At 67.6% G+C, this 20642-nt stretch carries 20 protein-coding genes and 1 tRNA gene; 10 read left to right on the plus strand and 11 right to left on the minus strand.

The window, feature by feature from the left end:
* Position 1: 1 nt before the first annotated feature.
* The gene (locus DDZ14_RS04345; RefSeq protein ID WP_146193086.1) at positions 2-325 is read right to left on the minus strand and encodes a hypothetical protein; all 324 of its coding nucleotides are present in this window, start codon (positions 323-325) and stop codon (positions 2-4) included.
* A gap of 740 nt (positions 326-1065) precedes the next feature.
* A tRNA-Lys gene (locus tag DDZ14_RS04350) sits at positions 1066-1141 on the minus strand.
* A 143-nt stretch (positions 1142-1284) separates the two neighbouring features.
* Between DDZ14_RS04350 and dapF the strand changes: the two genes are divergently transcribed.
* From dapF to DDZ14_RS04370, 4 genes are all read left to right on the plus strand, one after another.
* On the plus strand, positions 1285-2103 hold the full coding sequence (dapF, locus tag DDZ14_RS04355) for a diaminopimelate epimerase (protein WP_233252479.1): 819 nt from the start codon (positions 1285-1287) through the stop codon (positions 2101-2103).
* A complete protein-coding gene (gene mtaB, locus DDZ14_RS04360) occupies positions 2100-3359 on the plus strand; it encodes a tRNA (N(6)-L-threonylcarbamoyladenosine(37)-C(2))-methylthiotransferase MtaB (protein WP_109423727.1) in 1260 nt (419 codons plus the stop codon). The genes dapF and mtaB overlap by 4 nt, the downstream gene beginning before the upstream one ends.
* A 127-nt stretch (positions 3360-3486) precedes the next feature.
* Positions 3487-3771 (plus strand): hypothetical protein, encoded by a 285-nt coding sequence (locus tag DDZ14_RS04365; protein ID WP_109423728.1) that lies wholly within the window; start codon positions 3487-3489, stop codon positions 3769-3771.
* Complete coding sequence (locus DDZ14_RS04370) at positions 3771-4379, plus strand: glutathione S-transferase (protein ID WP_109423729.1); 609 nt, start codon at positions 3771-3773, stop codon at positions 4377-4379. The genes DDZ14_RS04365 and DDZ14_RS04370 overlap by 1 nt, the downstream gene beginning before the upstream one ends.
* A 4-nt stretch (positions 4380-4383) precedes the next feature.
* Here DDZ14_RS04370 and DDZ14_RS04375 read toward each other — a convergent pair whose 3' ends face one another.
* From DDZ14_RS04375 to DDZ14_RS04415, 9 genes are all read right to left on the minus strand, one after another.
* Positions 4384-6117, minus strand: a complete 1734-nt coding sequence (locus DDZ14_RS04375) for a SulP family inorganic anion transporter (protein ID WP_109423730.1) — start codon at positions 6115-6117, stop codon at positions 4384-4386.
* 91 nt (positions 6118-6208) lie between these two features.
* Entirely contained in the window at positions 6209-7882 is a 1674-nt protein-coding gene (locus tag DDZ14_RS04380) for a bifunctional protein tyrosine phosphatase family protein/NAD(P)/FAD-dependent oxidoreductase (protein ID WP_109423731.1), read from the minus strand.
* A gap of 23 nt (positions 7883-7905) precedes the next feature.
* Complete coding sequence (locus DDZ14_RS04385) at positions 7906-8790, minus strand: MBL fold metallo-hydrolase (protein WP_109423913.1); 885 nt, start codon at positions 8788-8790, stop codon at positions 7906-7908.
* A gap of 913 nt (positions 8791-9703) precedes the next feature.
* Complete coding sequence (locus DDZ14_RS04390) at positions 9704-10813, minus strand: flagellar basal body P-ring protein FlgI (RefSeq protein WP_109423732.1); 1110 nt, start codon at positions 10811-10813, stop codon at positions 9704-9706.
* 4 nt (positions 10814-10817) lie between these two features.
* Positions 10818-11348: a flagellin gene (locus DDZ14_RS04395; RefSeq protein ID WP_109423733.1), complete on the minus strand. Its 531-nt coding sequence runs from the start codon at positions 11346-11348 to the stop codon at positions 10818-10820.
* A complete protein-coding gene (locus DDZ14_RS04400) occupies positions 11345-11824 on the minus strand; it encodes a hypothetical protein (protein WP_109423734.1) in 480 nt (159 codons plus the stop codon). Before DDZ14_RS04400 ends, DDZ14_RS04395 begins: the two co-directional genes overlap by 4 nt.
* A gap of 3 nt (positions 11825-11827) precedes the next feature.
* Positions 11828-13285 carry a flagellar hook-associated protein FlgK gene (flgK, locus tag DDZ14_RS04405; protein WP_109423735.1) on the minus strand — a complete coding sequence of 486 codons (1458 nt, stop codon included), beginning with the start codon at positions 13283-13285 and terminating at the stop codon, positions 11828-11830.
* A gap of 34 nt (positions 13286-13319) precedes the next feature.
* Positions 13320-14621, minus strand: coding sequence for a flagellar hook protein FlgE (locus DDZ14_RS04410; RefSeq protein WP_109423736.1), 1302 nt, complete (start codon positions 14619-14621; stop codon positions 13320-13322).
* Between the two features lie 100 nt (positions 14622-14721).
* Positions 14722-15570, minus strand: coding sequence for a flagellar motor protein MotB (locus DDZ14_RS04415; protein ID WP_109423737.1), 849 nt, complete (start codon positions 15568-15570; stop codon positions 14722-14724).
* Positions 15571-15750: 180 nt separating this feature from the next.
* Between DDZ14_RS04415 and DDZ14_RS04420 the strand changes: the two genes are divergently transcribed.
* The 6 genes from DDZ14_RS04420 (at position 15751) to pcaG (ending at position 20615) form a co-directional block, all read left to right on the plus strand.
* The gene (locus tag DDZ14_RS04420) at positions 15751-17205 is read left to right on the plus strand and encodes an aldehyde dehydrogenase family protein (protein WP_109423738.1); all 1455 of its coding nucleotides are present in this window, start codon (positions 15751-15753) and stop codon (positions 17203-17205) included.
* Between the two features lie 4 nt (positions 17206-17209).
* Positions 17210-17590 (plus strand): carboxymuconolactone decarboxylase family protein, encoded by a 381-nt coding sequence (locus DDZ14_RS04425; protein WP_109423914.1) that lies wholly within the window; start codon positions 17210-17212, stop codon positions 17588-17590.
* 63 nt (positions 17591-17653) lie between these two features.
* Complete coding sequence (gene pobA / locus DDZ14_RS04430) at positions 17654-18823, plus strand: 4-hydroxybenzoate 3-monooxygenase (protein WP_109423739.1); 1170 nt, start codon at positions 17654-17656, stop codon at positions 18821-18823.
* Positions 18824-18876: 53 nt separating this feature from the next.
* Entirely contained in the window at positions 18877-19275 is a 399-nt protein-coding gene (gene pcaC, locus DDZ14_RS04435; RefSeq protein WP_109423740.1) for a 4-carboxymuconolactone decarboxylase, read from the plus strand.
* Positions 19272-19991 (plus strand): protocatechuate 3,4-dioxygenase subunit beta, encoded by a 720-nt coding sequence (pcaH, locus tag DDZ14_RS04440; RefSeq protein ID WP_109423741.1) that lies wholly within the window; start codon positions 19272-19274, stop codon positions 19989-19991. Before pcaC ends, pcaH begins: the two co-directional genes overlap by 4 nt.
* A gap of 3 nt (positions 19992-19994) precedes the next feature.
* On the plus strand, positions 19995-20615 hold the full coding sequence (pcaG, locus tag DDZ14_RS04445) for a protocatechuate 3,4-dioxygenase subunit alpha (protein ID WP_109423742.1): 621 nt from the start codon (positions 19995-19997) through the stop codon (positions 20613-20615).
* Positions 20616-20642: the final 27 nt, after the last annotated feature.

Raw genomic sequence — 20642 nt, forward strand, 5'->3', positions numbered from 1 at the left:
TTCACTTATCCTTTTGCTTTTTTATCTCACTGATCTGCTTGTCAAGCCAATCGTATACAGCCTGTGCTTGCCCCAAGTCCATGTGGAGTGTGGCTTGCACTGAGCGAACTATGCCGTCTTTCCCTTCGCGCTCGTCCCTTATTTCATTGCCCAGCGTGCCTTCTTCTGTCACCTCTTGAACAATTACCTGTGGGATGGCGTGTCGCTCTGTGTATACAGACATAGATATGCGGTCGCCAGCCGGTGATGGGCCACCAATGGCCCCATCAACCTTAATCTCTTGATGGGATTGAGATTTAAAGTAATAGAACTTGACCTTCTTCAAGGCTTGGTCCTCGCTCGCTCTAGGGGTTCGCTCCGTGAGGCATGTAAGATAATTACTACTGAATCCTACCCAGGAACCTAACTCTCTAGTGATTTTATATACTAACATATACCCAACTTAAACCAGAATGACCCACACCCGCCCCTCACGCCTGACCAGGCCCTTGTCTTCCAGCCGCAGCAACGCCTGATACGAGCGGTTTGCCGCCGCCCTTGGGGTTATATCCGGCCTGACCCTTCGAATGGCCCGCCTAGCTGCGTGTTGGTCTTTGGGCCGTCCCTGAGCGCGTTCAGAACGATCCGCTTGGTCTCGCCCCGCCTTAGCGGGCTGTTCAGGTAACACGCGAGCGCCTCTATGCCCCGCATGTCCAGCAGCACTTCCGCCAGCTTGCTCTGCGTTACGCCCTGCCGCCTCAGCCCGAGAAGCGCATTATCTTTGGACCTGCCCTACCTGGGCCACGCCCAACACAACCGACTGGAATCCTGTATGAGTTCCGTGGTGCGGTTGATACATTAGGTAGCAAGTCTTCCAATCCAGCGGGCGGGAGCCAGTACATGCAATCGCACGATAGCCGGTGAACGCGCATGCCGTATCCGGGATAGGTTCGACGCCAGTCATCTTGCGGGGGCGGCGCAATCCTAGAGGGACGAAATGCCCCACTCTGTCCCCCATACGTCCCCCAATAAATCAGGATGCCGCGTTAGGGCGGTGATTGTTAGCTGCTAAGTTATTGATTTCAGTGGTGAGCCGTGCAGGATTCGAACCTGCGACCCACTGATTAAAAGTCAGTTGCTCTACCAACTGAGCTAACGGCCCACTCGAGGCCCGCTAGGTACAGAGGGCGGCGGGGGCGGTCAAGAGGGTTTGCGTGAGTTTTCTTGCAGCCCGCGGCGCGCCGGCGCGATATGGTCAAACCGCCGCGGGGCGGTTATATGCCTGCGCGTCGGATGGAGGCAGGGATGGACGGCATCGCGTTCATGAAGATGCATGGGCTGGGCAACGATTTCGTCGTGCTCGACGCGCGCGCACGGCCCGTTGCGCTCGATGCGCCGCTGATCCGGGCGATCGCGGACCGGCACCGGGGCGTGGGCTTCGACCAGCTTGCGGTCATCGAGGCCGGGGCGGGCGACGCGCGGCTGCGCTTTTTCAACGCGGACGGCTCGGTCGCGCAGGCCTGCGGCAACGCCACCCGCTGCGTGGCGCGCCATCTGATGCGCGAGACCGGCCGGGACCGGCTGGAACTGACCACCGACCGCGGCACGCTGATCGCGGTGGATGCCGGTGGCGGCCTGACATCGGTCAACATGGGCGCCCCGCTGCTGGCCTGGGACGAGATCCCGCTGGCGGAGGAGACCGACACGCTGACGCTGCCGATCGAGGGCGGACCCACCGCCACCGGGATGGGCAACCCTCATTGCACCTTCTTCGTCGAGGACGCGGAGGCCGTCGCGCTGGAGACCCGCGGCGCCGAAGCGGAGCATCACCCGCTCTTCCCGGAGCGCACGAATGTTCAGTTCGTCTCGGTCACCGGGCCGGACCGGCTGCGCATGCGGGTCTGGGAGAGGGGCGTGGGCGTGACGCTGGCCTCGGGCTCGTCGGCCTGTGCGGCGGGGGTCGCGGCGGCGCGGCGCGGGCTGACCTCCCGCAAGCTGACGATCGAGCTCGACGGCGGCCTGCTGGAGATCGACTGGCGCGACGATGGCGTCTGGATGACCGGCCCCAGTGCCCATGTCTTCGACGGCGTGCTGACCCCGGATTTCCTGGAGGCCGCGCGATGAGCGCGCCGGTCTTCACCACGCTGGGCTGCCGGCTGAACGCCTACGAGACCGAGGCGATGCGAGAACTCTCGGCTGCAGCCGGGCTCGAAGACGCCGTGGTGGTCAATACCTGTGCGGTGACCGCCGAGGCGGTGCGCAAGGCGCGCCAGGAGATCCGCCGACTGCGGCGCGCCAACCCCGACGCGACATTGATCGTGACCGGATGCGCGGCGCAGACCGAACCCGGCACCTTTGCCGCCATGCCCGAAGTCGACCGGGTGATCGGCAATACCGAGAAGATGCAGGGCACGACCTGGGCCGGGCTGGCGCGCGGGCCCGATTTTGTCGGCCGCACCGAGAAGGTGCAGGTCGATGACATCATGAGCGTGCGCGAGACCGCGGGCCACCTGATCGATGGGTTCGGCAGCCGCTCGCGCGCCTATGTGCAGGTGCAGAACGGCTGCGATCACCGCTGTACGTTCTGTATCATCCCCTACGGCAGGGGCAATTCGCGCTCGGTCCCCGCGGGCGTGGTCGTGGAGCAGATTCGACGGCTGACGGACAAGGGCTTCAACGAGGTCGTGCTGACCGGTGTGGACCTGACGAGCTGGGGCACCGACCTGCCCGGCACGCCGCGGCTGGGCGATCTGGTGATGCGCATCCTGCGGCTGGTGCCGGATCTGCCGCGGCTGCGCATCTCGTCCATCGATTCCATCGAGGCCGACGAGAACCTGATGCTGGCCATCGCGACCGAGGCGCGGCTGATGCCGCATCTCCATCTGTCATTGCAGGCGGGCGACGACATGATCCTCAAGCGCATGAAGCGGCGGCATTCACGCGACGACGCGATCGCCTTCTGCGCCGAGGCGCGCCGGCTGCGGCCCGAGATCGTCTTCGGCGCGGATATCATCGCCGGCTTCCCGACGGAGGACGAGCGAATGTTCGAGAACTCGCTCAGGCTGGTGGAGGACTGCGGGTTGACCTGGCTGCATGTCTTCCCCTATTCGCCGCGCAAGGGCACGCCCGCGGCACGGATGCCGCAAGTCGCGGGCGGCACGATCCGCGAGCGCGCGGCGCGGTTGCGCGCGGCCGGCGCCGGGCAGGTGGAGGCGCATCTCGCCCGCCAGACCGGGCGGCGCCACAAGGTACTGATGGAAAGCCCGCGCATGGGCCGGACCGAACAGTTCGCCGAGGTCGCCTTCACCGCGGACCGGCCCGAAGGCCGGATCGTGGAGGCCCTGGTGACGGGCCATAGCGGAACGCGGCTGGTGGCCTGAGCGCATAGAAGGATTCATGCCTCCGGCGGGGATATTTCAAGCAAGAAGAACGGGCGGCCCTGCGCGGGACATGGACAGACCCGCGGCGCCGGACTAGCTTCAGGAACATCCATAAGGAGGATGCGTCATGGCCCTGCCCCTTGCCCCCATCGCCGGTGTCGCGCTGCGCTATGGCACGCTGGCGCTCGCCGCATATGCGCTGAGCCGCCGCGTCGGGCGCTCGGCAACCGACCAGGGTGCGGAGGATGCGCTCGACCGGGTGCCCGAGGGCATCTGCGCACATCGCCCGCGCGACCGGCGGCAGGCCAACGCTTCGGCCCGCTTCCGCCGCGTGATCCGGCTGGGCGAGGACGGGCCGGGCCTGGAGATAGACGCGACCGCGCTGGGACGCATCCGGCTGCGCCGCCCGTGATGCAGCTTTTCGACAACCCCGCGTCGCCCTTCTGCCGCAAGGTGGACGTGCTGCTGCACGAGACCGGCCAGAGTGCCGATGTGGAGCGCATCCCCGCGGTGGGCGCGCCCACCGATCCGTCGCGCATGCCTGTCGCCCACAACCCGCTGGGCAAGATCCCCGCGCTGGTCCGCGACGATGGCGGCACGCTCTATGACAGCCGGGTGATCTGCCGCTATCTCGACGACCGGGCGGGGGCCGGGCTCTATCCCGCGCCGCCGCGTCTGTGGGAGGTGCTGACGCTAGAGGCGACGGCGGACGGGATCATGGATGCCGCCGTGTTGATGGTCTACGAGGCGCGCTGCCGCCCCGAGGCGATGCGAGTCGCGGCCTGGGTGGAGGGCCAATGGGCGAAGGTCGCGCGCGCGCTCGATGCGCTGGAGGCACGCTGGCCGGGCCATCTGGCCGGCCCGCTCGACATGGGCCAGATCGCGCTGGGCTGCGCGCTGGGCTATCTCGATTTCCGCCACGGCGGCCGCGACTGGCGGCAGGCTCACGACGCGCTGGCGGCCTGGGAGGCGGATTTCGCGGCGCGCGACAGCATGGTCGCCACCCGTCCCGAGGGCTGACGGCTCATTCGGCCGCCCGGACGCGGCCCGCGAGCCGCCGGTAGGCATCGTATTGCGACAGGAAGACCTTGCCGGTCAGAGCATCGAGGAAGTGCGTGCGCTGGAGCCGGTCCATCACCGGGCCCTTCACCTCCGACAGGTGCAGCGTCAGGCCCATATCGGCCAGCCGCGCATTGATCGCCTCCAGCGATTCGAGCGCGCTCATGTCGATCTCGTTCACCGCGGAGCACATCAGCACCACGTCGCGCAGCGCCGGGTCGGCCACGATCCGGTCCAGCAGGAAATCCTCGAGATAGCGGGCATTGGCGAAATAGAGGCTCTCGTCGATGCGGATCGTCAGAAGCCCCGGATCGGTCAGCACCTTGTGGCGGTTGATGTTGCGGAAATGCTGGGTGCCAGGCACCAGGCCCACCTCGGCGATATGCGGCCGCGAGGTCTTGTAGAGAAAGAGCGCCACCGACAGGATCACGCCGGCCGACACGCCGGCCTCCACCCCGAAGCCCAGGGTCAGCAGGATGGTCGCGGCGACGGCGCTGAAATCGGCCTTCGAGTAACCCCAGGCGCGGCGCAGGATCGAGAAATCCACCAGGCTGAGCACCGCGACGATGATCGTCGCCGCCAGCGTCGCTTTGGGCAGGTAATGGATGAGCGGGGTCAGCGCCAGCGCGGCGATGGCCAGCCCCGCGGCGGTGAAGGCGCCGGCGGCGGGGGTTTCGGCGCCCGCGTCGTAGTTCACCACCGAGCGCGAGAAGCCGCCGGTGACCGGAAAGCCGCCGGTGAGGGCCGCGCCCAGGTTGGCCGCTCCCAGCCCGATGAGTTCCTGGTCGGGGTCGATACGCTGGCGCTTCTTGGCGGCGAGCGTCTGGGCAACCGAGATCGACTCGACGAAGCCGATCACCGAGATCAGCAGCGCCGGAATGGCGAGCGCGCGGATCAGTTCGGGCGTGGCAGCAGGCACGGTCAGCGGCGGCAGCGCCTGGGGCACCTCGCCCACGATGGCCACGCCCGACGCGTCGAGCCCGCCCAGCCAGACCGCCGCCGTTGTCGCGGCGACCGCGGCCACCGGCCCGGCCCTGGCGGCGATATCGGCAAGCCGCGGACCCAGCCCCAGCGACCGCAGCAACGGCTTGAGCCCCTTGCGCACCCAGAAGAGGAACCCGGTGGCGGCAACCCCGATGGCCAGGGTCGCGAGGTTCGCTTGCGGCAGATGCGCGGCCAGCGAGAGCAGGATCTCGGGCAGGGTGTGGCCATGCGCCTCGATCCCCAGGATATGCCTGAGCTGGCTCGCCGCGATCAGCACGCCCGAGGCCGTGATGAAGCCCGCGATCACCGGATGGGAGAGGAAATTCGCCAGGAATCCCAGCCGGAACACCCCCATCAGCAGCAGCATCCCCCCCGACAGAGCCGCCAGCGTCAGCGCCGCCGCCGCGTAACCGGCGGTGCCCGCCTCGGCGACATCGCCGATGGCCGCGGCCGTCATCAGCGAAACAACCGCAACCGGCCCCACGGCAAGCGCGCGGGAGGTGCCGAAGACGGCGTAGAGCACGATCGGCGCGATCGAGGCATAGAGCCCCGTTTCCGGCGGCAATCCGGCCAGGAGCGCGTAGGCCAGCGATTGCGGGATCAGCATGATCGTCACGATCGCCGCCGCGATCAGGTCACTGGTCAGCGCCGAACGGCCATAGCCACGTCCCCAGTCGAGAACAGGCAGGTAGCGCTGGAGCGGGCGGAGGGTCATGTCGGGGCCTTGTCGCATGAAAAAACCCGGCGGAACGCCCCCGCCGGCCAGGCCTGGCGGCCTTCGCCGTGCCGCCCGCGTCGGGTGCTTCTCACCCGGCGGAGACCTTCTCGGGCTTTGCCATCCATTCGCGGCCGCGCAGCATGCCCTTCCAGTAGACCGGCGGCAGCAGGCGTTCCTTCAGCAGCCAGGCCGCGCGGGTGGGTTTGGTCCCGTCGATCAGCCATTTCGGGAAGCTGGGCAGCATGACCCCGCCATATCCGAACTCCGCCAGCACGATCTTGCCACGCTCCACCGTCAGCGGGCAGGAGCCGTAGCCGTTATAGATCGCCCGCGGCGACCGCCCGTCGATGTCGTCGGCCAGGTTCTCGGCCACGATCGGCGCCTGGATGCGCGCGGCCGCGGCGGTCTTGGCGTTGGGGGCGTTCATCACGTCGCCCAGGCTCCAGATATTCTGGAACTCCTTGTGGCGCAGCGTGGTCTGGTCCACATCGACCCAGCCGGAGGCATCGGCCAGCGGCGAGACGCGGATGAAATCCGGCGCGCATTGCGGCGGACAGACATGCATCATGTCGAACTCCACCTCGATGCGTTCCACCGGCGTGTCGGGTTTGGCCACATCGAACCAGGCTTTCTTCGCCGCTCCGTCCACTGCGACGAGATTGTTGAAGAAGTTGAGCGTCGCGCCGTATTTGTCGATGTACCGCTGCAATGCGGGCACGTAGTCCTTGACGCCGAAAAGCACGCCGCCGGCATTGTGGAACTGGATGTCGATATCCTTGAGCACGCCGGTCCGGAACCAGTGGTCGCCGGAGAGGTAGAGCGCCTTTTGCGGCGCACCCGCGCATTTGATCGGCATCGGCGGCTGGGTGAAGAGCGCGCGGCCCCGCCGCATCCCCTGGACCAATTCCCAGGTATAGGGCGCCAGGTCGTAGCGGTAGTTCGAGGTCACGCCGTTCTTGCCCAGCGTATCGACCAGCCCCTCGACCTTGTGCCAGTCGAGCTTCAGGCCGGGGCAGACCACCAGGCGCTTGTACTTCACCACCCGGCAGCCATCGAGGATCACCGCGTCGTCCTTCGGCTCGAAGGCGGCGACGGCGGACTTGATCCAGTGCACCCCGCGCGGGATGAGCGATCCCATCGTCCTGGCGGTGTCGCTGGCCTGAAATATGCCGCCGCCGACCATCGTCCAGCCGGGCTGATAGTAATGGATGTCCGCGGGGTCGATGATCGCGACCTCCAGATCCGGCTTGCGGCTGCGCAGGCTGGCCGCCACGGATATGCCCGCCGCGCCGGCGCCCACGATCACCACGTCGAAAGCGGCATCGGCGGTATCGGTCGGCGTGCGCCCTCCATTGGCGATCCGCCGCACGACCCCGGCCATGTCGTAACCCGCCGTCTTGGTGGTTGCCAGGATGTCGGCCAGCGGCAGTGTTTCAGCCTGGCTGAGTGACCACAGCGTGGCCGACCGCGTTCCCGTCCGGCAATAGGCCAGCGCGGGTTTTGGCAATGCCTGCATCGCCTCGCCGAATTCGCGCGCATCCTCGTCGCGCACCTTGCCCGCGACGATAGGGATATAACGCGCCTCGAGCCCTGCCGCCTTGGCCGCCGCCTCTATCTCGTCGAAGGTCGGCTGGTCGGCGCCCTCGCCGTCGGGGCGGTTGCAGATGATCGCGCGATAGCCCTGCTCCGCGATTGCCGGGATGTCGTCCACGGCGATCTGCGGGCTGACCCCGAGCGCCTTGGAAATGGTCCTGATATCCATGTCGGTTCCTTTCCCGCGCCCGGTCAAAGCGCGTTGACCGGCAGTTTGAGCATCGGATTGCCGTCCTTGTCGCGGGGCACCTCGCCGGCGCGCATGTTGACCTGGAGCGAGGGCAGGATCAGCCGCGGCATGTCCAGCGTGGCGTCGCGCTCGGTGCGGAACTTGATGAACTCCTCGCGGGTCTTGCCACCGCCGACATGGATGTTGTGGGCCTTCTCCTCGGCCACCGTGGTCTCCCACTGGATGTCGCGCCCGTTCGGGCCGTAATCGTGGCACATGAAGAGCCGCGTCTCGTCGGGCAGCGCCAGAACCTTCTGTATACTGTCAAAGAGCGTCCCCGCATCGCCACCGGGGAAATCCGCCCGCGCTGAGCCGCCATCGGGCATGAAGAGCGTGTCGCCCACGAAGGCCGCGTCGCCCATCACATGGGTCATGCAGGCGGGCGTGTGCCCCGGCGTGTGGATCGCGAAACAGGTCATGCCGCCGACGGTGTAGGTGTCGCCATCCTTGAACAGCCGGTCGAACTGGCTGCCGTCGCGCTGGAACTCGGTGCCCTCGTTGAAGACCTTGCCGAACGTGTCCTGCACGATCAGGATGTTTTCCCCGATGCCGATCTTGCCGCCCAGCTTTTCCTGGATGTAGGGTGCAGCGGACAGGTGGTCGGCGTGAACATGGGTCTCGATCAGCCATTCCAGCGAGAGGCCGTTCTCGCGGATATGGGCGATGATCTCGTCGGCATGGTCATAGGTGATCCGCCCGGCGGCATAGTCGATATCCATCACCGAATCGACCACCGCGCAGACATCGGATTCGGGGTCCTTCACGACATAGCTGATCGTGTTGGTGTCGGGGTCGAAGAACGCCTTGACCTGCGGTTTGACGTCCATAGCGATCGGGTAGTCTTTCATGGTTTCCTCCGCATCCATGAAATGCGGGCATGCCCGCATCTGTTGACGGTATGATCCGGATGGGCGGCCATGGTCTGCGGGACGCGCCGCTTGGCTCCGCGACCGGAGGCATGGCGCCTTGTCCGTGCCGGCCGCCTTCCGGGAATTGCGTCAAGAGATAACATTCCCGTGAGATCGCTTCTGTGACAAAGTCACCAAATGCATCCGCGGGTGCGGCGCGGCCCGGTGCGACAGGGACCGGTGACATGCCGGACCGTCCAGTTCCGTCCCCTCTCGCATGGATGTGAACCGCCAGCGCCTCGCAGCCTCCGAAAGGTGTCGAATCATACTTCGACCGGGCGAATTACACGCCTGCCAGCCCTCGTCGGGCAGCAGAATTCGAACGGATTCCGGGGCGGTGGCCGCCTGTTTGCGGCCGGAGATGCGCTTTTTTCTACAGATTGCGGCCGAAATATGCCCTGCCCCGAAAGCCCGACGCCGGATGGCGCCCCACGCGGGCGGGGCCGTCGCGCGGGCGCAATGTCGCGATCGCGCTCCCGCCGAAGGCACTGCTCCACCTGGCCCCGGACCCGTACCGCCGCGGAACTCAGGGAGGCCGCCGGAACCAAGGTACCGGCCTTCACGTCACCCCTGCTCATGGGTCCGGCTCGCCCGAGGACGCTCTCAAGATGCCCCGCACCTCGTCCCTGCCGGGTCGCTGGCCCTTATCCAGGCCTTCCGTACTTGTCACAGACGCCACTTCAGTGGCACAAACACGGCCTCCTTCATCTTTCCCAAAAATACTCCGGGGGTCCGGGGGCGGAGCCCCCGTTCCCCTTGCGACTGCCGCTTCCAGCCGCACCGCGCACAGCACATCGGCAGGGATTCAAAGCGCTGCCGGCGCGAATACCGGCCGAGGCGCGACCCCTCCCCACTAGCGCACGATGAACTCCGCGTGCAGCGCGCCCGCGGCCTTGATCGTCTTGAGGATGTCGATCATATCGCGCGGCGATATACCCAGCGCGTTGAGCCCCGCAATCACGTCCGACAGCGAGGTCTCGTCCGAAAGCTCCGCCAGGCCCAGGCCCGGCTCTTCCTCCAGCGCCACCTCGCTGCGCGGCACCACGATGGTTTCGCCTTCCGAGAACGGGTTGGGCTGCACCACGATCGGGGTCTCCCGGATACGCAGGGTCAGGTTCCCCTGGGCTACGGCGACGCGCGATATCCGCACATCCGCCCCCATCACGATGGTGCCCGAGCGCTGATCCACCACAACACGCGCCCTTTGTTCGGGCTGGACGGTGATGTTCTCCACCCGGCTGATGACATGGGCCGGCGACGGCTGGCGGGCGGCGGCGATATCCAGCCGTACCGTCCCCGCATCCAGCATCCGCGCGACCGGGCGGGGGAAGGCGCCGTTGATGGCCTCCTCGATCCGCAGCGCGGTGGTGAAATCGGGCTCCCTGAGCGCAAGGCGCACAGACGTCATGTCGCCAAAAGCGAAGGCGACCTCGCGCTCGACATAGGCGCCCGCGGGGATACCGCCCGCTGTCGGCACGCCCTGGGTAACTTCCGCGGCATCCCCGGACGCGGTCGCCCCCCCGGCCAGCACAGTTCCCTGGGCCACCGCGTAGATCTGGCCATCGGCCGCGTTGAGCGGCGTCATCACAAGCGTGCCGCCCAGAAGGCTCTTGGCATCGCCGATCGCCGATATCGTCACGTCGATGCGGCTGCCCGAGCGCGCGAAGGCCGGCAAATGGGCGGTGACGAAGACGGCGGCGACATTCTTGGGGCGGAACTGTTCGCCCGTGACATTGGCGCCCAGCCGTTCCAGCAGGTTTGTCATGATCTCTTCGGTGAAGGGCGCGTTGCGCAGGCCGTCGCCGGTGCCGTTCAGACCCACCACGAGACCATAGCCCACCAGGTCGTTTCCGCGCACGCCGTCGAAGGCGACCAGGTCCTTGATCCGGATCGGTGCAGCGTTCAGGCCGCCAGCCCAGAAGGTCAGGCAGAAGATCAGGCCGGCATACCAGCACAGGCGCATCGGATCACCTCAGGAAACTGGACAGGGAGAGCTGCGACACGCGCGCGGTCAGCGAAAACAGGATCTCGAGTTGCGCCGTCACTGACTCCAGTTCCGTGGCGGTGGTGAACGGATCCGCATCCGTGATCCCGGATCGCGCGGTTTCCAGCGCCGTGCGTTGCGCTGCGTTCTCGGCCCCGGTGCGCTCGATCCGTTCCTCCGCCACGCCGGTCTGCGCGCGCAGCGTCACCAGCCCGGCCGCGGCACCGAAAAGCGCCTCGCCCCCGCGGCGTGCCAGCGCCCCGCGTTCGGACCCGGCCAGACCCGGAAGATCGCCGTCCAGAAGCGCGCCCATCGCCAGCCCTGAAAGCGCCGCACGCAATTCCGGCGCAAGCGCGGTGGGGCCCGGATCGACACTTTCCCCCTCGCCCAGCAAGACCGGGTCCAGAGAAGCGGGATCGCCCAGATACGCCGCTTCGAACCCTCCGGACGGCGCGGTGAAATAGGCCTCGACGATTGCGGCGGCATCCGCTGCGGTCGTGGCGCCCGCCGTCAACGTGCCGAGTTCGGCCAGCAGGGTGCCGGCATCCGGCAGCGCCGGACGGTCCGTGGCCAGACCGGAGAAAAGCGCCGCGCCTGCAACGCGGGTGTTGAGCGCCGCGACGGAGGCAGAGAAATCTCCCCGCGCGGCGCGCGACGCGACGGCCAGTTCCGGCCCCCCCCATGCGTTCCGGCGGTTGTCAGCGCCCCCGCCGACCGGTCGCTCGCCTCCTGCAGGCCGCCGAGGAGGGTCTGGATGGTGCCTGCGCGCAGCCTCGCTTCGGAAACGGATTGCTGGAACCGGTCCAGCAGACCGATGGATCGGTCGAGCGCGGCCAGCGGCCGGAAATCCCCCCGCACCGCCTTGCCGATATCGGCCTTGCGGCCGCTGCCCAGTTCGCCCGTCAAGCCGTCGAGCGCCGATTTGAGCCGGGTATTGTTGAGGCGCAGCAGGTGGCTCTGCGCCAGGTCGCCGATCGAAGTCAGGGGCATGGATCAGATCCTCAGCAGGGTGGCCATCATGTCGTCTATGGTCTGGAGCACGCGGGCATTGGCGGCAAACGCCTGTTCGGCGACCAGGAGGGTCTGGAGTTCCTGGTCGGTATCGACACCGGCGCGCAGTTCCTCGGCCGTGAAGGCCTGCTGCCGGGCCGCGGCGAAGCTGCGGTCGGTCTCGGCAGCCTGCCGCGCCGTGGATATGCGGGAAAGGAAATCCGCCGCAAGTTCCGGGGCGGAGCGCGCGATGCCGCCGAAGCCTCCGCTGGCGGGCACGCGCGGGGCGGCGAGCGCAGCGGCAATGGCGGTGAGCTGCGCGGAATTGCCGACCGGCCCGGGGGCGGCGGCGCCGAGACCGTCGCGAAGCCTCGCCACGTCGCCGCCGCTGGCCGGATCAGCGAGCACGGAGAAGGCGATGCGGCCCGCCAGGCCGGGCTCGGTCCCGACCACGAAGGCGGCGCCCGCATCGGTGAAGAGCCCCGGCGCACCGGGGGCAAGCGTGGGATCTACGCCCGGATCGGCAAAACGCTCGATCAGGTCGCGGGCCAGCGCATCCAGCCCGGCATTGGCCGAAACCGCCAGATCGTCGCGAAGCGCGAAATTCGCGGCCAACGCGCCACCCGCGAACGTCGCGCGCTCGCCACTCGTGGCAACGGGCTTGCCGTTCAGCGCTAGACCCGAAAGCGCGCCGCCCGCCAGCGTCATTGCCGGGTCGATGAACCCTGCGGGTGAGAAGTCCAGCCGCGAGGCGCTTCCATCCACCAGCGCCGCGCCGGTTGTCGTGTAAAGCGCGATCTGCGCGCCGTCTCGCGCCACCGCGCGCACCGGCACGATGGAGGAGATGCCGTCGATCAGGCGCTGGCGCTCGTCGGCCAGGGCGCCGGTATCCGTTCCGGCACCCTGCCGCGCCCGGATCGCCGAATTCAGATCGGCGACACGCGCAAGCGCGCCGTTGAGGTCGGAGACCTGGCGCGCGATCCCGGCATCCGCGGCGGCGCGCTGGGCCTGGATGTCGTCGGAGATACGGTTGAACTGCCCGACGAGCGCCACGGCGGCATCGCGGATGGCGATCAGCCGGCTGGGCTGGTCGGGGCGGCCGGCGGCATCGACCAGCGCCACCTCCAGCGTCGTGAACCGGTCCGACAGCGAACCGCCCGAGCCCGGAATGCCCGTGACGTCCTCCACCCGCGCCAGGAAATCGGTGCGCAGCGCCGCGTCGCCCAGCGCCGCATCCGCCGCGCGCCGGTCGGCGATCGCGGCCTGGTCGGTGATCCGCGCGACGCCGTCCACGCGCACGCCGCCGCCCAGCCCGCCGATGGCGAGACTGGACAGCAGCACCTCGCGCCGCCCGTAGCCCGGTGTCGAGGCGTTGGCGACATTGGAGGAGATCGCGTTGATCGTCCGCGTTGTCGCGGTGAGCCCCGAGAGGGCGTTGGATAGGGCAGTGCTGAAACTCATCTTTTGGCTCCGTCAGACCGAACCGCGGCGCGGATCAACGCTTGAGATTGGTGGTTTCCTGCAGCATTTCGTCCACCGTCTGGATCACCGTGGCGTTCGAGGAATAGGCGCGCTGCGTCTGGATCAACTGGGTCAGTTCCCCGGCCACGTCGGTCGCCGATTCCTCCCGCGCGAAGCCGATCAGGTCCCCCACGGGTCCGTCGCCGGCATTCCACAGGAAGGAGGCGCCGCTTTCGGGGGAGACCTGGTAGGTCTGGTTGCTGAGCGAAATCAGGCCGTTGGAGTTGGGCACGTCGACCAGCGGGATGCGGTAGATCGTGCGGGTGAAGCCGCTGTCGTAAATCGCGTGGAGAAGGCCGTTCTCATCCACTTCCACCCCGCTGAGATTGCCCACGGGCGAGCCGTTCTTGGTGATCGAGACCGGCGCGAAACTGTCGGAAAGCTGGGTCAGGCCGTCCGGGCTGCCGGGCTGGCCGATGCTGACGTCGATCGGCCCGCCCGCAGCGTTGACGGTGAAGAGCCCCGTGGCCGGGTCGTAGGGGCCGCCGGTCACAGGCGTGACCGCGGCGATGGTCCCGCCGCTGGCCCGGTTCGGGTCGAAGTCAATGGTATATTCGCCCACCACGGCGCCGCCGGACGCGCTGTCGGCAAGGGTCAGGGTCCACTGGTTGGAACTGCCGGCGGCGGGCACGGCCGGGGTGAAGGTCAGGTCGAGCGACTGCGAGGTGCCCAGATTGTCGAAATATTCCACCGACAGGTCGAAGGGCGCGCCGGTGGCGCCGGCCTCGGTCGCGGTGGCGGGCAGGTTCAGGCCCAGCCCGACCTCGGTCGTGGGGTTTCCGGCGAACTGGTTGAGGCTGACCCGCACCGGCTCCAGCCCGTCGAAGGAATCGCGCGGGAAAGCGGGGATGGTGCCGTCCGGGCTGGCTGGAACGCCCAGCAGGACCAGCCCGGTTTCGGTGCGCAGCACGCCGCTCGCGTCGGGCCGGAAGGATCCGGTCGTGGTCATCATCACCGGCAGCGGGCCACCGGCGTTGCCCACCGCGCTGGCGGCAGTCACGGGCAGGAAGCCGCGCCCGCCGATCGCCAGGTCGGTGGGGTTGTTACTGGTGACCAGCGAGCCGCCCTGATCGACGATCCGGGTCGTCGTGGCGCGCACACCGCCCGCCGAGAAGGAACCGTTCACGCTGCCATTGACCAGCGACTGGAAATCGGCCACCGCCCGGCGGTACCCGAAGGTTCCGGAATTCGCGATATTGTCGGAGATGGTGGCTAGCCGGGTGGCGTTCACGTTGAGTCCGGCAACGCTGGAATTGAGCGAGGAGGAAATCGTCATCTTGCGCCTTTCTGTGCAAAGTCCCGCATGGTCGGAGCCGACTATCCGGGGCCAGGCTTAACAGCGCGCTAACAGATAAAATCCGCGCTAAATTCCGGCCTCAGCGATCCGCGCGCAGCAGCGTCACCTCCAGCCGGTCGTTGCGGCCGGCCATGGGGTCGGCATCGGTCAGTCTGCGATCCGCCCACCCCGTCACCCGCTGCACGCGCGCGGGCGGGAAGCCGTCGCCCTCCAGCAGGCGGCGCATCTCCTGCGCGCGCCCGGCGGAGAGATCCCAGATCGGGTTCTCCAGCAGCACGATGGCGCGCGAGCGCGTATGCGCGGCAACCGCGACATCGTTGCTGACCAGCGCGAAAACCTCCGCGAGCATGGCCGATAACTGCCTGAGGACCGGCGCAGGGCCGGTGCCGTCATCCAGAAAGAGCGGTTGGCCCGGCAGGTCGAACAGTTCCACGATCAGCCCTTCGTCGCTGACCCGCGTGCGCACATGCACGAGCAACTCGTCCTCCACCTGGCTCTCGCCGCTGTTGCCGCGCAGGGCCTCCTCGACCCGTTTGAGTGCGGCGTCCTGCAGCGCAACCCCGCCATCGGCCAGCGGGTCGGAGCCCGTTGCGCCGCGCGCCTTGTCGATCTCAGTCGGATGCCTGGCGCTGGCCCCGGTGCCGGTCTGCACCAGCGTTTCCTCGGTAAAGATGCTGTCGCCGCTGAAGGCACCGTCGCCGCCGCCTGAGACCCGGTTCACCGAGATGGTCGGGTTGAAGTAGTCTGCTAGGCCCTTGCGCTGCTTCTCGGTCGTGGCGTTGAGCAGCCACATCAGCATGAAGAAGGCCATCATCGCGGTGACGAAGTCGGCATAGGCGACCTTCCAGGCGCCGCCGTGATGGCCGTCTCCGCCCGACACCTTCTTGCGCTTGATGATGATCGGCCGGCTATTGTCCCCCACGCTCATCCGGTTACCCTCGTAATAAGCCACTCCCTGCAGACTCGATAGCAGCGGGGAGTGAATCACCGTTTAACGGGATCGGTCCGCGTCGGGGACCGGCCCGGCCATGTCGCGGGGGGCGAAAGCGGACCGGGACCGGGTCTGCGCCTCATGTTGGGACAGGGCCATCATTCAGGGAGGCCGGAAATGGCTGGGATCGCACCTTACTGGCGTAATTACGTGGACGGGCACTGGACGGATGGCGGCGCCGGCCGGCTGACGGTGACCGATCCGGGCAGCGGCGCCGCGCTCGCCGAACATGCGCTGGCGGACGCGGCGGATGTGGACCGCGCGGTGCAGGCGGCCAGGCGGGTGCATCTTTCAGGAGCGCTCACCGACCTGCGCCCGGTCGAACGCGGCCGCATGGTGCAGGCGATGGGCCGCTACCTGCTGGACCATATCGACGAGATCGCTCCGGTGCTGACCTCCGAACAGGGCAAGCCGCTCTGGGAGGCACGGCGCGAGGTGCAGGGCGCCGCCCGCTATTTCGAGTATTACGGCAACCAGGCGGAAACCGTGGAGGGTCGCTCGATCCCCCTCGGCGCGGGTTATTTCGATTTCACCATGCACGAGCCCTATGGCGTCTCGGCACAGATCATCCCGTGGAACTATCCCGTCGAGATGACGGCGCGGTCGCTGTCGGCGGGGCTGACGACCGGCAATGCCTGCGTGGTCAAGACGCCCGAACTCACCCCTCTCTCGAACGCCTGGTTAGCCCGTGCCGCCGAGGCCGCGGGCCTGCCCGCTGGGGCGGTCAACATCCTTTGCGGACTGGGGCATGAGGCCGGCGCGGCTCTGGCGGCGCATCCGGACGTGAACCAGATCGTCTTCACCGGCTCGGTGCCCACGGGCATCGCCATCGCAACGGCGGCGGCGCAGAATGTCGTGCCCTGCGTGCTGGAACTGGGCGGCAAGTCTGCCGCGATCGTGCATGACGACGCGGATCTGGACGCCTTCATGAACGACGTGCGCTGGGGCATCTATTTCAACGCGGGACAGGTCTGTTCGGCAATGAGCCGGGTGATCGTGCACGAGAGCCTGCATGACGACCTGGTGGAGCGGGTCGCGGGCGTAGCGCAGACGATGTCGGTGGGCCCCGGCATCGAGCGGCGCGAGGCTGGAATGAACATGGGCGCCATGGTCTCGGACAAGCAGCGCGACCGGGCCGAGAGCATGGTCGCCCACGCCGCCGGGCAGGGCGCGCGCCTCGTCACCGGCGGGCACCGGATGAACATCCCCGGCGCCTTCCTGGAACCCACCGTGCTGGCCGATGTGACCCCGAAGATGGCGATCGCCAACAAGGAGGTGTTCGGGCCGGTCCTGTCGGTGATGCGCTTCGAGACCGAGGACGAGGCGATCGCGATCGCCAACGGCACACCATACGGGCTGGTCGGCGGCGTCTTCACCCGCGATCTCGACCGCGCCACCCGCGCCGCGCGCCGCTTGCGCGCCGGGCAGGTCTTCGTCAATGAGTGGTTCGCGGGCGGCGTGGAGACCCCGTTCGGCGGCTATGGCAAATCCGGCTACGGCCGCGAAAAGGGGCGCGAGGCGCTCTGGAATTACGTGCAGACCAAGAACGTGGCGATACGGCTGAAAGGATAGGATGATGAGCGTCTTCGACGAAGACCTGTTTCTCAAGGGGCTGGAACAGCGCAAGGCGACGCTGGGGGCGGAATACGTAGAAGGAAACCTCGCGGCTGCCGACGACTTCACCCGGCCCTTCCAGGAGGCGATGACCGCCTGGTGCTGGGGCTTCGGCTGGGGCGACGATGTGATCGACCCCAAGACGCGCTCGATGATGAACCTCGCGATGATCGGGGCGCTGGGCAAGATGCACGAATGGGAGATCCATTGCCGTGGTGCCGTGACGAACGGCGTCAGCCGAGAGGAAATCCGTGCGATCATCCATGCCGTCGGCATTTATTGCGGCGTGCCGCAGGCGCTGGAATGTTTCCGGGTGGCGCGGCGGGTGCTGGACGAGGGCTGACCGCAAGCCGGAGATTTACTTTCCGCGTCGGTCCCGCCAATCTGCCGGCGGGGAGGACGGAACATGCGAAGCCAGGTCGTCATCATAGGGGGCGGGCCCTCGGGGCTGCTCCTAGGCCATCTCCTGCACCGGCGGGGCATCGACACCGTGGTGCTGGAGCGGCGCACCCGCGCGCATGTGCTCTCGCGCATCCGCGCGGGCATCCTGGAGCAGGGCCTGGTCAAACTGATGCGCGAGGCCGGGCTATCGGCCCGGCTGGAGCGCGAGGCGATCACCCATGACGGCACCTGCATCGCCAGCGACGGCGAAGAGTTCCGCATTGATTTCAAAGCCCTGACCGGAGTGCCGGTTGTCGTCTATGGCCAGACCGAAGTGACCCGTGACCTCTATGACGCGCGCGAGGCGGCGGACGCGCCGATCCATTTCGAGGTCGAGGATGTCGAGATATTGGATGTGGAGGGCACCCGCCCCCATGTGACATTCCGGCAAGGCGAAACGCAGCACCGGATCGACTGCGATTTCGTCGCCGGCTGCGACGGGTTCCACGGCGTCAGCCGCCAGACAATCCCGGTCGCGCGGCGGCGGGAATTCGAGAAGGTCTATCCCTTCGGCTGGCTCGGCGTCCTGTCGGAAACCCCTCCGATCCATCACGAGCTGATCTACGCCAACTCGCCGCGCGGCTTCGCACTCTGCTCGATGCGCAACGCGGCGCTCAGCCGCTATTACATTCAGTGCCCGCTCTCCGACACGCCCGACGACTGGCCGGACCAGATGTTCTGGGGCGAGTTGCGCCGCCGCCTGCCGGCGGAACATGCCGAGACCCTGGTCATCGGCCCCTCGGTCGAGAAATCCATCGCGCCTCTGCGTTCCTTCGTCTGCGAGCCGATGCGCTGGGGGCGACTCTTTCTCTGCGGGGATGCGGCCCATATCGTACCGCCGACCGGGGCCAAGGGGCTCAACACCGCCGCCTCGGATGTCCATTACCTCTATCACGCGCTGATGGAACATTACGAGGACGGCGAGGACGCGGGGCTCGACGCCTATTCCGAGCGCGCGCTGGCGCGGGTCTGGAAGGCCGAGCGCTTCAGCTGGTGGATGACCAACATGCTGCACCGCTTCCCCGAACAGACCGGGTTCGACCTGCGCATCCAGCGCGCCGAACTGGCCTTCCTGCGCGACAATTCCGACGCACAGGCCGCGATGGCGCAGAATTACGTCGGCTTGCCCTACTGACTGGACCGCGCGCCGCTGCTGCGCTTTGATGGTCCGCGACAGAGGAGAATTAGATGCCAGACCGCTACACCACCGGCATGGCCATCCGGCGCGAGGTGCTGGGCGACGCTCACGTGGATCACGCCGAGGCCGCGAAGACCGCGTTCGACGCGCCTTTTCAGGAGATGATCACCGAAGGCGCCTGGGGCACGCTCTGGGCGAGCGACGCGATCCCGCGCCGCGAACGCTCGATGCTGACGCTGGCGCTCTTGGCCGCCACCGGCAGCTTCGACGAGATCCCGATGCATATCCGCGCCACCGCCCGGACCGGGGCCAGCCCCCGCGACGTGATGGAGGCGTTCCGCCATGTCGCCGTCTATGCGGGGGTGCCAAAGGCGAACACGGCGATCCGGATGGCGCGGGAAACCTATGCCGCCATGGCGCAGGAGACCGGGGAGGACCCGTTACAATGACCGCACCCTTCCGCCCCCGTGACCACGCCTGGCACCCGCCGGCCCGCGCGCCGAGTTACCGATCCTCACTCGCCCGCGCGCCAAGCCATCCGCTGGTGGCCGTGCCCCAGGGCTTGTCGGAGCTGACCGGACCGGTTTTCGGCGCGGACGCCATCGGGCCGCTGGACGGCGACCTGCTGCGGAATTTCGCCGGCGCCGACGCGCCGGTGGGCGAGCGCATCCTGCTGCATGGCCGGGTGCTGGACGAGGACGCCCGCCCGGTGCCGCATGTGCTGGTGGAGATATGGCAGGCCAATGCGGGCGGGCGCTACCGGCACAAGACGGATGGATACCTCGCACCGCTCGACCCGAATTTCGGTGGCTGCGGCCGGTGCCTCACGGATGCCGAGGGCCAGTTCCGGTTCCGCACAGTCCGGCCCGGCCCCTACCCGTTCCAGAACCACGAGCCCGCATGGCGCCCCGCGCACGTGCATTTCTCGGTCTTCGGGAGCGGGCTCGCGCAGCGGCTCATCACGCAGATGTATTTCGAAGGCGACCCGCTGATCGCGAAATGCCCGATTGTCGCGACCATCCCCGACGCCCGCGCGGTGGAGCGCCTGATCGCCCGGCTCGACATGGAGAACGCTGTCGATTTCGAAATGCTCGCCTACCGTTTCGATATCGTGCTGCGTGGCCGGACGCAGACCCACTTCGAGAACCGCAGGGAGGGGGCCTGAGCCATGACCGCGCAAGACCTGAAGGAAACCCCGTCGCAGACCGCCGGCCCCTATCTCCATATCGGGCTGAGCCCCTCCGCCGCCGGCTTCGCGCCCTATGCGCGGGAGTTTGGACAGCAGATCGCCGGGCCGGACACGCCGGGCCGCCGCATCCGGATTGCAGGGCGCATCATCGACGCGGACGACACCCCGGTCCGCGACGCGATCATCGAGATATGGCAGGCCGACGCCGCGGGCATCTATCCCCATCCGGACGACCCGCGCCACGCACAGGCCGCGCCGGGCTTCACCGGGTTCGGACGCGTCGCTTGCGATTTCGAGACCGGCGAATGGGCCTTCGAGACCATCAAGCCCGGTTCGGTCGAGGGCCCGGACGGCAGCCCGCGGGCGCCGAATCTCAATCTCTGGATCGTGGCGCGGGGGATCAACCTTGGGCTCTCCACGCGGCTCTATTTCGGGGATGAGGAAGCGGCCAACGCAACCGACCCGCTGCTCTGCGCGATAGCCGAACCAGCGCGGCGCGCCACGCTGATCGCCGCGTCCACGGAGTCCGGCGAGGTTCCCGCCTACCGTTTCGACATCCGCCTGCAAGGCGAGGGTGAGACGGTGTTTCTCGACATCTGACGCACGGCGCAATCGCGGAAACGGGGG

This window comes from Maritimibacter sp. 55A14 (assembly GCF_003122205.1).
Taxonomy (GTDB): Bacteria; Pseudomonadota; Alphaproteobacteria; order Rhodobacterales; family Rhodobacteraceae; genus QEYE01.